This window comes from Streptomyces sp. DSM 110735, assembly GCF_016482685.1.
Classification (GTDB): Bacteria; Actinomycetota; Actinomycetes; order Streptomycetales; family Streptomycetaceae; genus Streptomyces.
The window spans coordinates 52,382-64,921 of the sequence record NZ_JACYHF010000017.1 but is presented as its reverse complement, the minus strand read 5'-3'; the positions used below and the strand labels follow the sequence as shown (position 1 = coordinate 64,921).

The following is a 12,540-nucleotide window of genomic DNA, read 5'->3' as shown; positions in this document are numbered from 1 at the left end:
AGCTCCCTGGGGCTGACATCGCAGGTCAGAGCGCGTCAGCCGGACGTCAGCGGGACGGCGACGGAACGTCAGTGCGACCGCACAGACTCCTCGGTGTCAGCAGCTCCGCCGGCGCCGCGCCCCGACCGGGCGGGTCGCCCTTCTTTCCCTGGGGGAATCTCCATGCGCACCCACCGCAGCCGTCTCGCCGTCCTCACCACCGTGACCACCGCCGCGCTCGCCCTGACGCTCACCGCGTGCGGCGGCGACGACACGGGTGCGGGTGCCGGTGCCAAGACCTCCGGCGCGGCGAGCGCGTCCTCGCCCGCCGCCTCCGCCTCCGCCTCCGCGTCCGCCGTCGAGCAGAGCGGCGACAAGGACCAGGGCGGCGCGAACCAGTCCGGTGACAAGGGCCAGGGCGGGACCGACCAGAACGGCGACGCCGACCAGGGCAAGCAGGTCGTCGGCGGCACCGGTTCGGCCACCGCGCCCGCCTGCACCACCAAGGGGCTGCGGATCAGCGCGGCGACGCAGGACGGTCCGCCCTACACCCACCTCGTCCTTACCGCGAAGAACACCTCGGGGCGCACCTGCCGCATGACCGGCTTCCCCGAGATCCGCTTCCTGGACAACGCCCAGGGCACGGTCCCCTCCGTCGCCAAGAGCAAGCCGCTCACCCCGGTCGTCCTGGAGCCCGGCGTCTCCGCGTACGCCGCCGTGCGGATCTCCGACGGCGGACGCAAGGAGAGCACCCAGACGGTCAAGGACTTCTCCGTCACGCTGCCCAGCGGTGCCGGTATGGCGATCGTGCGGGCTCCGGGCGCCGAGGGCATCGCCGTCGACCCGGCGCGGTGGGCGACGGGCTACTGGACGCAGGAACTGCGCAACGGCGCCGACGAGTTCTGAGCCGGGGAACACCCGCCCGCCCCGAGGTGCCCCGCCGCGCCTCGGGTGCGAAAGCAGAACACTCCTCACGAAATCCCCGAGACTGCACAGCCCCGGCGCCGTACCACCGCGCGATCCGCACAGGCCCGCCACAGCCGCCTCGTACGATCGCCAGCCGGACCGGCGGTGCCGAGCCCTGGGGCCTGTCGTCACGGGACCGCCCGCCGGTGAACGCCTCGGTGTGCGAGGCGCGTATCTCATGCAGCAAGCAGTTCCCGCTGCACGCCCGAGGAGCCGCCCGTGACCGCCCCGTACCCGAACGCCCCCGTCGTCTCCGTCCCCCCGGTCTCGGCCCTCGACTACGACGGCCGTCCCGTCCTGGTGGAGCCCGAGATCCGGCGGCTGGACGGAGCGGTACGGGAGGTCGCCGTACCCCCGTTCGCGCCCCCGGTGACCCACGGCTCGCTCGCGGACCTGCCGTTCGAGAACGCCGAGGCGGACCCGGGCGCGATCGTGCTCAGCCGCCGGGGCGCCGACGGTGAGTGGGAGGACGTGACGGCCGAGCGGTTCGCCGCCGAGGTCCTCGCGGTCGCCAAGGGGCTGATCTCCGAGGGTCTGATGCCGGGCGACCGCATCGCGGTGATGGCCCGCACCCGCTACGAGTGGACCCTGCTGGACTTCGCCGCCTGGGCGGCGGGGCTCGTCACCGTGCCCGTCTACCCCACCTCCTCGGTCTACCAGACCAGTTGGATGCTCGGGGACTGCGGCGCCGTCGCCCTGATCACCGAGACCCGCGAGCAGGCTGCCGCGATGGCACCCGAGCTGGACCGGCTGCCCGGGCTGCGGCACGTGTGGGTGATCGACGACGGACACGTGGACCTGCTGGCGGAGGTCGGGGACCGGGCGGCGGACAGCGAAGTCGCCGTCCGCCGGGGCATGCTGGGTCCCGACACCCTCGCGACCCTGATCTACACCTCCGGCACCACCGGGCGCCCCAAGGGCTGCGCCCTCTCGCACGGCAACTTCTTCGCCGAGGTCGACAACGCCATCGAACTCCTCCACCCGGTCTTCAAGGCGACGACCGGGGAGGAGGCGTCGGTGCTGCTGTTCCTGCCGATGTCCCACGTCTTCGGGCGCATGGTCGCCATCGCCTGCGTCCGCGCCCGCGTACGTCTCGGTCACGCGCCCAGCCTCAAGCCCGAGCATCTGCTCCCGGACCTGGCCGCGTTCCGCCCGACCTGCCTGCTGACGATCCCGTACATGCTGGAGAAGGTCTACAACACCGCCCGCGCCAAGGCCGAGACGACCGGCAAGGCAGCCGGTTTCGACCGCGCCGCCGCCACCGCCGTCCGCTACGGCGAGGCGCTGGAAGCCCGCCGCAGCGGCACCGGGAGCGGTCCCGGCGCCTCCCTGAAGGCGAGCCGCTCCTTCTACGACCCGCTCGCCTACCGCAAGCTGCGCGCCGCCATGGGCGGCAAGGTCCGCTACGCCATCTGCGGCGGCTCCCCGCTCGGCCGCCGCCTGGCCGCGTTCTACGCCGGTGCCGGGATCGAGATCTTCGAGGGGTACGGCCTCACCGAGACCACCGGCGCCACCACCGTCACCCCGCCGCTCAAGCCCCGTATCGGCACCGTCGGCTGGCCGCTGCCCGGCACCCGGATCAGGATCGCGGCCGACGGCGAGATCCTGATCGCCGGGGACCATGTGCTGCGCGGCTACTGGGACATGAGCGCGGGCGGCGTCGTCCCCGCCACCCGCGACGGCTGGCTGCCGACCGGCGACCTGGGCGAGCTGGACGACGACGGCTACCTCACCATCACCGGGCGCAAGAAGGAGCTGCTCATCACGGCGGGCGGCAAGTCGGTCGCCCCTGCCCCGCTGGAGAACTGGCTGCGCCAGCACCCGCTGATCTCCCACTGCCTCCTCGTCGGCGACGGCCGCCCCTACATCGGCGCCCTGCTCACCCTGGACCCCGACGGTCTCGACCACTGGCGCCAGATGAACGGCAAGCACCCGGTCCCCGCCGAACTCCTCCTGACCGACCCCGAGCTGGCGGCGATCCTCCAGGACGCCATCGACCAGGCCAACCAGCTCGTCTCCCGCCCCGAATCCATCCGCCGCTTCACCGTCCTCCCCGGCGACTTCACCGAACACGCGGGCCACCTCACCCCGTCGATGAAACTCCGCCGCGCCCGCATCCTGCGCGACTACGCGGACGAGGTGGAGGGGCTGTACGCGGGGGCGGGGCAGGTTACCGGGCCGTAGGGCGGGGTCGTGGGCCGCGGCAGTGGGTTCGGACGCCGGGTGGTGGGCGGGGGCGGGTCGCCGGGATGGACCAAGGCACCCGGGCTGTAGACCACGTCACGGTGTCGCGGCCCGGCTTGTAAGGCGCGGGCCGGAGCACTGGGCGATGAGCTGGGGCGACGGCCCGTAGCCCGAGTCACCGGGTGGGCGACGGAACGCAGCCCGGGTCGCCGAACAGGGGGACCGGGGCACCGCGCTGCGGCCCGGGGTGCCAGGCCACGGGCGACGTCGCCCGGCAGTGGAACAGGCGGCCGGGGCGCAGGCCAGGGCGCTGAGGCGCAGGTCAGGACGGCGGCCAGGGCCGGGGCGCCGCGCCGTGGACTCCGTCACCGCGCCGCAGGCTCCCTCACCGGGCCGTAGCGAACAGGAACGCCTGGGGCACCGGTTCCCCGAGGTTCTCGTCGGGTTCGCGGACCGTGCGGGAGGTGAGGGTGAATCCGGCGTCCGTGAGGAGCGCCGCCATGTGCTCGGGGTCGCGGCGGAGGAAGTCGAGGGCGACGGGGTGTCCCCAGGGCTGGTCGTGGCGGCGTGGGTGGTCGCCCGCCTGGAAGGCGAGGAGGAGGTGTCCGCCCGGGGTCAGGACTCGGCGGTACTCGCGGAAGAGAGCGGGGAGCCGGTCCACAGGCGTGTGGATGCTGGAGTACCAGGAGACGACCCCCGCCAGCGCGCCGTCCGGCAGCGGGAGTTCCAGCATCGAGCCCTGCTCGAAGCGCAGCCCCGGGTGCTCGCGGCGGGCGATCTCCACCATGGCGGGGGAGAGGTCGAGCCCGTACACGTCGAGCCCGAGGGAGGCGAGGAGGGCGGTCACCTCACCGGGTCCGCAGCCGAGGTCCGCCACCGGGCGCCCGGGTCCCACCAGCTCGGCGTACGCGCGCAGCAGCGCCCGGTCGAGCGGGCGCCCGGCGTAGGAGTCCCGGAAGGTCGCGGCGTAGTCCTCGGCGACGGCGTCGTAGAACGCACGGGTGGCGGCGAGGAAGCCGGGAGAGGTGGCGGAGTCGGTCATGCGGACGGACCCTACGGGGTGAACGCGCCGCGCGACGGAGGCGGCGAAGGCGTTTCGGCCACGACCGCGACGCGCCCGGAATCCCGGACGATTCCCCCGGCCGCACGCGTCCGTCGGAGTGAGGGCGCCCCGGGGAGCGCGGAGCGGATTCCGCGCGCGGAATCCGTACGCCGGGCGCGTGCCGGGAATGCGGAGGGCGGGAATTCACGGGGAATTCATCCGGGCGCCCCCGGGAAAGGCAGGAGCCCCGTTGCCGGGAAGGCACGGGGCTCCTTGGGTACTGCACTCAGGTTCTGCGATCAGGCAGTGATCACGCGGGGGTGACGTTCTCCGCCTGCGGACCCTTCGGGCCCTGCGTCACGTCGAAGGTCACCTGCTGGTTCTCCTCGAGCGAACGGAAACCGTTGGCGTTGATCGCGGAGTAGTGAACGAAGACGTCGGGGCCGCCGCCCTCCTGGGCGATGAAGCCAAAGCCCTTTTCGGCGTTGAACCACTTCACGGTTCCGGTAGCCATAAGCCCTCCTTGGGCTCAAAAGGGTTGCCCTGCTCCAGAACCTGCAAGTGCGAAACGATGCTGCACGACTGCATTCGTCTGAAAACGACGAGAGCCCGCGGTCACATGCTCCGCAGGCTCTGTACTGCAAGGGAAACCAAACTGCAACTTGCGGCGAGCCTAGCACGCAGGCCGCCGAATGCAATAGAGGTCAAGATCACGTCACCCGAATGTTTGAACCCTCGGACGGACGCGCTGACGCCGGGCCGGTCCCGGACCCCCGCCGGGCGGGGTCTAGTCTCGCGATGTGGACAATTCTCGCACCCGGCCGCGCGTCGGCCACATCCAGTTCCTGAACTGCCTGCCCCTCTACTGGGGGCTCGCGAGAACCGGCACGCTCCTCGACTTCGAGCTGACCAAGGACACGCCGGAGAAGCTCAGCGAGCAGCTTGTGCGCGGCGATCTCGACATCGGTCCGATCACCCTGGTCGAGTTCCTGCGCAACGCGGGCGACCTGGTCGCCTTCCCGGACATCGCCGTCGGCTGCGACGGCCCCGTGATGTCCTGCGTGATCGTCTCGCAGCTCCCTCTCGACCGGCTGGACGGCGCCCGTGTCGCCCTCGGCTCGACCTCGCGCACCTCGGTGCGCCTGGCGCAGTTGCTGCTGAGCGAGCGCTACGGCGTGACCCCGGACTACTACACGTGCCCGCCCGACCTGAGCCTGATGATGCAGGAGGCGGACGCCGCCGTCCTCATCGGCGACGCGGCCCTGCGCGCCAACCTGCTCGACGGTCCCCGCTACGGCCTCCAGGTGCACGACCTCGGCGCGCTGTGGAAGGAGTGGACCGGTCTGCCGTTCGTCTTCGCGGTGTGGGCGGCCCGGCGCGACTACGCCGAGCGCGAGCCGGAGATCACGCGCAAGGTGCACGAGGCGTTCCTCGCCTCCCGCAACCTCTCCCTGGAGGAGGTCGGCAAGGTGGCCGAGCAGGCCGCCCGCTGGGAGGCGTTCGACGAGGCGACCCTGGAGCAGTACTTCACCACCCTCGACTTCAGCTTCGGCGCCCCGCAGCTCGCCGCGGTCACCGAGTTCGCGAGCCGCGTCGGTCCCACGACCGGGTTCGCGGCCGACGTGAAGGTGGATCTGCTGACGCCGTAATCACTACGCTGCGGGCGGTAGCCGTACCGGACCCACGCGGGAACCGGGGGCGCCTTCGGGGGAGGGGTGGACGCCATGCAGCCGCTCGAAGCGGACGAACCGGTCGCCGTCGGGCCCTACCGGCTGCTCGGCCGGCTCGGCTCCGGCGGCATGGGCCGCGTCTACCTCGGCCGCAGCCCGGGCGGTCGCACGGTCGCCGTCAAGATCGTCCACCCGCACTTCGCGCTGGACGAGGAGTTCCGCGCCCGCTTCCGCCGCGAGGTCGCGGCGGCGCGCCGGGTCGGCGGCGCCTGGACGGCTCCCGTCCTGGACGCCGACCCCGACGCCCCGGTCCCCTGGGTGGCGACGGCGTACGTGGCGGGCCCGTCCCTGGCCGCCGCCGTCGCCGAGCACGGCCCGCTGCCGGAGCCGACGGTACGGGCGCTGGGCGCGGGTCTCGCCGAGGCGCTGGACGCCGTCCACGCGCTCGGTCTGGTCCACCGCGACGTCAAGCCGCCCAACATCCTGCTGACCCTCGACGGTCCCCTCCTCATCGACTTCGGCATCGCCCGCGCCACCGACGGCACCGCCTCCCTCACCTCCACCGGCGTCTCCGTCGGCTCGCCCGGCTACATGTCCCCCGAGCAGATCCTCGGCCGCCCGGTCACCGGCGCCGCCGACGTCTTCCCCCTCGGCGCGGTCCTCGCCTACGCGGCGACGGGCACCGCCCCCTTCTCCGGCGACTCCTCGGCGGTGCTGCTCTACAAGGTCGTCCACGAGGAGCCCGAACTGGGCGGTCTGAGCGGCGACTTGCGCGACCTCGCCGCCGCCTGCCTCGCCAAGGACCCCGCCTCCCGCCCCACCCCCGCCGAGGTCGCCCACCGCCTGGCCCCCGAGGGCGCTGCCGCGCTGATGACCTCCGGCTGGCTGCCGACCCCCCTCCTGGAACAGGTGAGCCGCAGCGCGGTGAGTCTGCTGAACCTGGAGGCGATCCCCGAACTCCCGTCCGGACCGGTCCCGTTCGCCAGCCCTGCCGTGCACCCACCCGAACAGGAGCCCGTGGCGGGCGAGTTCGGTCCGGCACCGGTGATGTCCGTGCCCGATGCGGTGACGTCCGGTCCCGACACGGACAAGGCGCCGCCCGACGGCACCCCGCCCGCGCCCGGGACAGCCCCGGGCACCCCCGGGCGGCTCACCCTCAGCGTCGCGGCGGACTCCACGCCCGGCGCGTCCGGCCGGGGGCGCCGGGTGAGCTGCACGGTCGCGGTGGCCGTGGCGGCGGCGCTGGTCGGCGTCTCCGTGGGACTGGGCGCCCTCCTCGGTCCCTGGAGCGGGAGCCACGACACGGCGGGCGGCGGACCGACCTCCTCCGGCAACGCGGCTGAGCCCCCGAAGTCCCCGACACCCAGCCCGACCGGAACCGCCGCCGTACCGGAGCGCTACCTCGGCACCTGGGAGGGCAACGCCACCGGTCTGGGCGGCACGCTGCCCATGGGAACCTTCCGGCTCACCGTCCACCAGGCGTCCGTGGGCGAGGAGTTGGGGCGGATGCGGCAGACCGACGCGCTGGGCGGGACGTGCGTCGACGTGCTCACCCTGAAGCAGGTGACCGGGACCAGGCTCCTCGCCACCTCGAAAGGCGCCGACGACAACCACGCGGGCTGCAACCCCACCCCGCACCCGGTGGAGTTGACCCCGACCGGCGACAAACTGACGTACACCTCGGACAGTTCGGCGGAGGGCAACCCCGTGGCCCATCTGTCGAAGGCGGACCGATGACGCAGGACCTGCTCCCGGTGGCGGTGGCCGCCCTCTGGGGCGCGGGCACGGGCGCCCTGCTTCCGCGTGCCGCCTACCGCTTCACCGTCCCCGAGGGCGACCCCTGGCGCACCCACTGCCCCAACGGCCACACACTCAACGGCTGGCTGGGCCCACGCCCCTGCACGGACTGCACCCCGTCCCCGTCCACACCCACCCGCCTCTCCCTCCTCACGGCGGCGGTCTGCGCGCTCCTGGCCCTGGCGACGGGCACCCGCCCCGAAGTGGCCGTATGGCTCCTCCTGGCTCCCGCGGCGGTCCTCCTCGCGGCGGTGGACCTCCGGGTACGCCGCCTCCCCGACCCCCTGACCCTCCCCCTCGCCGCCGCCACCCTCACCCTCCTGGCCCTGGCAGCCCTGCTCCCGGAACACGCGGGCCACTGGCTCACCGCCCTCTACGGCGCCCTGGCGCTCGGCACCGGCTACCTCCTCCTCCACCTCCTCAACCCCTCCGGCATGGGCTTCGGCGACGTGAAACTGGCCCCCGCCCTGGGCGCCGCCCTCGGCTGGTACGGCTGGCCCACCCTGATGCTCGGCACCCTCGCCGCCTTCGCCTCCGGCGCCCTCTACGGACTCACCCTGGTCGCCTTCCGCAAGGCGGACCGCAAGTCGACGATCCCGTTCGGTCCGTTCCTCCTGACCGGCACGTTCCTGGGGTTGCTGGCGGGGGCGTACAGCGCTTGAAGTCGGGCAGGACCCATAGCTGGCGTAGGCTGACCGAGTCCGTCCACAACCCTTGACGAAAGGGACGCCCGGTGACCGAGAAGGCCGAACTCGCTTCTTTGGATGTCGCAGCCGTGCTGGACCGAGCGGCAGCGGGCGGACGCATCACGCCCGAGGAAGCGCTCGTCCTGTACCGCGACGCCCCCCTGCACGCGCTGGGCGCCGCCGCCGACGCCGTACGCCGCCGCAAGTACGCGGGCATCGAGCACATCGCGACGTACATCATCGAGCGGAACATCAACTACACGAACGTGTGCGTCACGGCGTGCAAGTTCTGCGCGTTCTACGCGGCTCCGAAGGACACCAAGAAGGGCTGGACGCGCGACCTCGACGACATCCTGCGCCGCTGCGCGGAGACGGTCGAACTGGGCGGCACCCAGATCATGTTCCAGGGCGGCCACCACCCGGACTACGGCGTGGAGTACTACGAGTCGCACTTCAAGGCGATCAAGGACGCGTTCCCCCAGTTGGTCATCCACTCCCTCGGCGCGTCCGAGGTCGAGCACATGGCCAGGATCTCCAAGGTCTCGGTCGAGGAGGCCATCACCCGCATCCACGAGGCGGGTCTGGACTCCTTCGCGGGCGCGGGCGCGGAACTCCTCCCGGAGCGCCCCCGCAAGGCGATCGCCCCGCTCAAGGAGAGCGGCGAGCGCTGGCTGGAGATCATGGAGACGGCGCACAACCTGGGCGTGGAGTCGACGTCCACCATGCTGATGGGCACCGGCGAGACCAACGCCGAGCGCATCGAGCACCTGCGCATGATCCGTGACGTGCAGGACCGTACGGGCGGCTTCCGCGCCTTCATCCCGTACACCTACCAGCCGGAGAACAACCACCTGAAGGGCCGCACCCAGGCGACGCTCTTCGAGTACCTCCGCATGATCGCCATCGCCCGTCTGTTCCTGGACAACGTCCAGCACATCCAGGGCTCCTGGCTCACCACCGGCAAGGAGGTCGGCCAGCTCTCCCTGCACTACGGCGCGGACGACCTCGGCTCGATCATGCTGGAGGAGAACGTCGTCTCCTCGGCGGGCGCCAAGCACCGCTCCAACCGCCTGGAGATCATCGACCTGATCCGCAAGGCGGGCCGCACTCCCGCCCAGCGCGCGACCACCTACGAGCACCTCGTGGTCCACGACGACCCGGCGAACGACCCGGTGGACGACCGCGTGGTCTCCCACATCTCCTCGACGGCGATCGAGGGCGGCACGGCCCACCCCGAGCTGAAGCTGATCGCCACCAACTAGGCGCCCGATGCTGACACTTCACACCGCCGAGCACTCCCCGGAGACGGCGGTCCTGATCGATGGCGCGACCATCGTGGCCGTAGCCCCGTACGAAGAGCTGACCGCCGCCGCACCCGACGCCAGGGTGCGGCGCTGGCCCGGCATCCTCACCCCGGGTCTCCTGAACCCGTACGCCCCGGAACTCCTGGAGTCCACGTACCACCCGGACCCCAGAGAGGCAGCCGAACTCGGCACTGAGCCCTTCGGCGGCGAGCGGGCCCGCGAGCTCTTCCGCACCGACCCCACCCGCCTGGGCGCGAGCGCGCGCAGGGGCGTCCAACGCATGCTCGCCCACGGCACGGTGGCGGTAGCAGGCCAACTGAACACCAGAGCGGCGGCAGACGCCGTACGCAGAGCGGGCTTGGCCGTAGGCCAACGCCCACCCCGCCTCCCCGGCCCCCCGTCCCTCTCCCCGACCCCCCTGATCCTCCTGCCACCCCTCAAGCCGGGCGGAGCGGCCCGCTTCGCGGTGTTCGACGTAGCGGACAGAACAGCCCTGGTGAAAGAGGGCGCGGCGACCTGCGTGGCGACGGTGCTGGCGGGCCGCCTGCTCTACCGCAGACGCTGAGCGGACCGTCGGCCGCAGACGGCGAGGAGGGGACGTGGCGGGGGGTGTCCGCCCGCAGCGGCCGGCGAAAACACGTTGCCCCTCTTCGAGACGCAGCCCGCCGGACCGAGGACGGACACCCCCCGCCGCGTCCCCGCCCCACGCCGCACGAGGGCGCGACGGAAGCGACCACGGCCGGTGGACGGCACGACGGAAGCGACCACGGCCGGTGGACGGCACGACGAAAGCGACCACGGACCCGCAGGTCGGCACGACGCCCCGCCCACACCGCACGAAGCGACACCAGGGCTGCAACAATGACCAGGTGACCCGCGCCTCCCTGAACAAGCAGCCGCACGAAGTCGCCTCGATGTTCGACGACGTGGCGGAACGGTACGACCTGACGAACGACGTGCTGTCACTCGGCCAGGACCGCCGCTGGCGCAAGGAGGTGGCGAGAGCGGTCGACGCGCGCCCCGCGCAGAAGATCCTCGACCTCGCCGCAGGCACGGCGACCTCCTCGCTCCCCTTCGCGCAGACGGGCGCCTACGTCGTCCCCTGCGACTTCTCCCTGGGCATGCTCCAGGTGGGCAAGAAGAAGAACCCCTGGCTCCCCTTCACGGCGGGCGACGCCACCCGGCTCCCGTTCAAGGACGACACCTTCGACGCCGTCACGATCTCCTTCGGTCTGCGCAACGTGCAGGACACGGACGCCGCGCTGCGCGAGATGTACCGCGTGACCAAGCCCGGCGGCCGCGTGGTGATCTGCGAGTTCTCGCACCCGACGTGGGCGCCGTTCCGGACGGTGTACACGGAGTACCTGATGCGCGCGCTGCCCCCGGTGGCCCGCTCGGTGTCGTCGAACCCGGACGCGTACGTGTACTTGGCGGAGTCGATCAGGGCATGGCCCGACCAGCCGGGGCTGGCGGAGAAGCTGCGCAAGGCGGGCTGGTCGCGCGTGGCGTGGCGGAACCTGACGGGCGGAGTGGTGGCGCTGCACAGGGGCTTCAAGGAGAGCTGAAGTCACACCTGAGCCCAGCCCACACCTCAGCCCGGCGCGCCCCTCACCCCCGGGACGCGACCCTCAGCTCCCGACCACAGAGAACGCATCCCCCGGCTCCCCCAACTCCCGCTGCAGCCCACCGGACGGCGGCTGCGGCAGCCGGGGCTCCCGCACACCCCCGCCCCCCTCGCCCTCCCCGAAGTCGAACCAGACGTAGACCATGGAGTCCGGCGGCACCTCGGCGCCGGGCGCCGGGTACTGGCGTACGACGTAGTCGACGACGGTGCGGGCGAAGTCCGGCCGGTCGGGGGCGTTGAGGAACAGCCCCCGCGCTCTGGCCGTCTCCCGCGCGTCCACGGCCATCAGCCCGACCAGACGAGGGACACGCACCTCGGATGTTTTGGGTGGTATTCGCACAGATGTCACCCCCAGCGGTACTGGAAGGGTAACTCCGCGAGAGGGCGCCCGGAAGCGAGGAGTGTCTTTCTGTAACAATCAGTTACTCTGAGTCACCGCGCACTGCTCACAACGCACCGCTCACAACGCACCGCTCACACCGCACGGCTCACAGCGCAAGCCGATAACAGTGCCCCCGCCGCGCGGAAGCCGGAGTCGTGAACGTCTCCACGACCCGCATCCCCAGCCGCTCCGCCACAGCGATGGACCGCACGTTCTCCGAGTCGACCATCGCGACCACCCCCGCCACACCCGCGGAGCGCAACCGCTCCAGCGTCGCCTCGGCGGCAGCCGTCGCGTACCCCCGCCCCCAGTGGGCGCGTCCGAGCCGCCAGCCGATCTCGATCTCACCCGCCGGTCCCCAGGCGTGCGGCCAGGGCTGAGCCCCGGTGAACCCCACCACCTCCCCGTCGGAGTCCAGCACGGACCAGAGACAGAACCCCAGCTCCGCGTCGTGCCGCCGCTGCCGCGCGGTCAGCTCCTCGTACACCGACAACTCGGCGGCGCGCCCCCCGTGGAACTCCATGACGTCGGGATCGTCGAACACCCGGTGCCAGACGAAGGCGTCCTCGTCGGTGGGCACACGCAGCCGCACCACGGGGTGAGTTCGGTTCACCTGGGTCTCTCCTTCGTGGATGCCCTGGCCGTCGGGCCGGGGTGGGGGTACCTCCCGCTTGCGGGGGAGGGGCGAAGCACCTGCGGAGCAGGGCAGGGGAAGAGCAATCGCCGTCAGGGCGATTGGTCGTCTGCCGAGGCATTGCCGAGCCCGGCCTCAAGCCGGTGCACGATCTCGGAGTTGAGGGACCTGCGGGCGGACCTGGCTTGGGCGGTGAGCCATTCGTGCAGGTCGGCGGGGAGGCGGAGAGTGATGCGCCTTTCTTCATCCATGGCGCCGACCGTAGTGGTAAA

Annotated in this window: 13 protein-coding genes; 8 read left to right on the top strand and 5 right to left on the bottom strand. The window is 72.1% G+C overall.

Going from position 1 to position 12,540, the window contains the following annotated elements:
* Window positions 1-162: 162 nt before the first annotated feature.
* Together IF655_RS23395 and IF655_RS23390 are read left to right on the top strand one after the other, a co-directional pair.
* On the top strand, window positions 163-885 hold the full coding sequence (locus tag IF655_RS23395; RefSeq protein WP_199587065.1) for a DUF4232 domain-containing protein: 723 nt from the start codon (window positions 163-165) through the stop codon (window positions 883-885).
* A 279-nt stretch (window positions 886-1,164) separates the two neighbouring features.
* On the top strand, window positions 1,165-3,129 hold the full coding sequence (locus tag IF655_RS23390) for a long-chain fatty acid--CoA ligase (protein ID WP_199587064.1): 1,965 nt from the start codon (window positions 1,165-1,167) through the stop codon (window positions 3,127-3,129).
* Between the two features lie 385 nt (window positions 3,130-3,514).
* On the opposite strand, the gene IF655_RS23385 is transcribed toward IF655_RS23390, so the two are convergent.
* Both IF655_RS23385 and IF655_RS23380 read right to left on the bottom strand, forming a co-directional pair.
* Complete coding sequence (locus IF655_RS23385; protein ID WP_199587063.1) at window positions 3,515-4,171, bottom strand: class I SAM-dependent methyltransferase; 657 nt, start codon at window positions 4,169-4,171, stop codon at window positions 3,515-3,517.
* Window positions 4,172-4,481: 310 nt separating this feature from the next.
* Window positions 4,482-4,685: a cold-shock protein gene (locus IF655_RS23380; RefSeq protein WP_023547521.1), complete on the bottom strand. Its 204-nt coding sequence runs from the start codon at window positions 4,683-4,685 to the stop codon at window positions 4,482-4,484.
* Between the two features lie 286 nt (window positions 4,686-4,971).
* Here IF655_RS23380 and IF655_RS23375 point away from each other — a divergent pair, with 286 nt between their 5' ends.
* The 6 genes from IF655_RS23375 to IF655_RS23350 all read left to right on the top strand — a co-directional run bounded on the left by IF655_RS23375 (window position 4,972) and on the right by IF655_RS23350 (window position 11,193).
* Window positions 4,972-5,820 carry a menaquinone biosynthetic enzyme MqnA/MqnD family protein gene (locus tag IF655_RS23375; RefSeq protein WP_199587062.1) on the top strand — a complete coding sequence of 283 codons (849 nt, stop codon included), beginning with the start codon at window positions 4,972-4,974 and terminating at the stop codon, window positions 5,818-5,820.
* A gap of 75 nt (window positions 5,821-5,895) precedes the next feature.
* On the top strand, window positions 5,896-7,578 hold the full coding sequence (locus IF655_RS23370; RefSeq protein WP_199587061.1) for a serine/threonine-protein kinase: 1,683 nt from the start codon (window positions 5,896-5,898) through the stop codon (window positions 7,576-7,578).
* Window positions 7,575-8,300, top strand: coding sequence for an A24 family peptidase (locus tag IF655_RS23365; RefSeq protein WP_199587060.1), 726 nt, complete (start codon window positions 7,575-7,577; stop codon window positions 8,298-8,300). The genes IF655_RS23370 and IF655_RS23365 overlap by 4 nt, the downstream gene beginning before the upstream one ends.
* Before the next feature lie 71 nt (window positions 8,301-8,371).
* On the top strand, window positions 8,372-9,586 hold the full coding sequence (mqnC, locus tag IF655_RS23360; protein WP_199587059.1) for a cyclic dehypoxanthinyl futalosine synthase: 1,215 nt from the start codon (window positions 8,372-8,374) through the stop codon (window positions 9,584-9,586).
* Between the two features lie 7 nt (window positions 9,587-9,593).
* Entirely contained in the window at window positions 9,594-10,193 is a 600-nt protein-coding gene (locus IF655_RS23355; protein ID WP_199587058.1) for a hypothetical protein, read from the top strand.
* Window positions 10,194-10,497: 304 nt separating this feature from the next.
* Window positions 10,498-11,193 carry a demethylmenaquinone methyltransferase gene (locus IF655_RS23350; RefSeq protein ID WP_199587057.1) on the top strand — a complete coding sequence of 232 codons (696 nt, stop codon included), beginning with the start codon at window positions 10,498-10,500 and terminating at the stop codon, window positions 11,191-11,193.
* Between the two features lie 63 nt (window positions 11,194-11,256).
* Here the strand turns inward: IF655_RS23350 and IF655_RS23345 are convergent, their stop codons facing one another.
* The 3 genes from IF655_RS23345 to IF655_RS23335 all read right to left on the bottom strand — a co-directional run bounded on the left by IF655_RS23345 (window position 11,257) and on the right by IF655_RS23335 (window position 12,519).
* Entirely contained in the window at window positions 11,257-11,565 is a 309-nt protein-coding gene (locus tag IF655_RS23345; RefSeq protein WP_199587056.1) for a PASTA domain-containing protein, read from the bottom strand.
* Between the two features lie 175 nt (window positions 11,566-11,740).
* Window positions 11,741-12,247: a GNAT family N-acetyltransferase gene (locus IF655_RS23340; protein ID WP_199587055.1), complete on the bottom strand. Its 507-nt coding sequence runs from the start codon at window positions 12,245-12,247 to the stop codon at window positions 11,741-11,743.
* Between the two features lie 113 nt (window positions 12,248-12,360).
* Entirely contained in the window at window positions 12,361-12,519 is a 159-nt protein-coding gene (locus IF655_RS23335; protein ID WP_199587054.1) for an Arc family DNA-binding protein, read from the bottom strand.
* Between the last annotated feature and the right edge of the window lie 21 nt (window positions 12,520-12,540).

Excerpts from the sequence above, each read along its gene's own strand:
- IF655_RS23395 (WP_199587065.1), top strand. The coding sequence starts at position 163 with ATGCGCACCCACCGCAGCCGTCTCGCCGTCCTCACCACCGTGACCACC.
- IF655_RS23385 (WP_199587063.1), bottom strand. The coding sequence starts at position 4,171 with ATGACCGACTCCGCCACCTCTCCCGGCTTCCTCGCCGCCACCCGTGCG.
- IF655_RS23380 (WP_023547521.1), bottom strand. The coding sequence starts at position 4,685 with ATGGCTACCGGAACCGTGAAGTGGTTCAACGCCGAAAAGGGCTTTGGC.
- IF655_RS23370 (WP_199587061.1), top strand. The coding sequence starts at position 5,896 with ATGCAGCCGCTCGAAGCGGACGAACCGGTCGCCGTCGGGCCCTACCGG.
- IF655_RS23365 (WP_199587060.1), top strand. The coding sequence starts at position 7,575 with ATGACGCAGGACCTGCTCCCGGTGGCGGTGGCCGCCCTCTGGGGCGCG.
- IF655_RS23355 (WP_199587058.1), top strand. The coding sequence starts at position 9,594 with ATGCTGACACTTCACACCGCCGAGCACTCCCCGGAGACGGCGGTCCTG.
- IF655_RS23335 (WP_199587054.1), bottom strand. The coding sequence starts at position 12,519 with ATGGATGAAGAAAGGCGCATCACTCTCCGCCTCCCCGCCGACCTGCAC.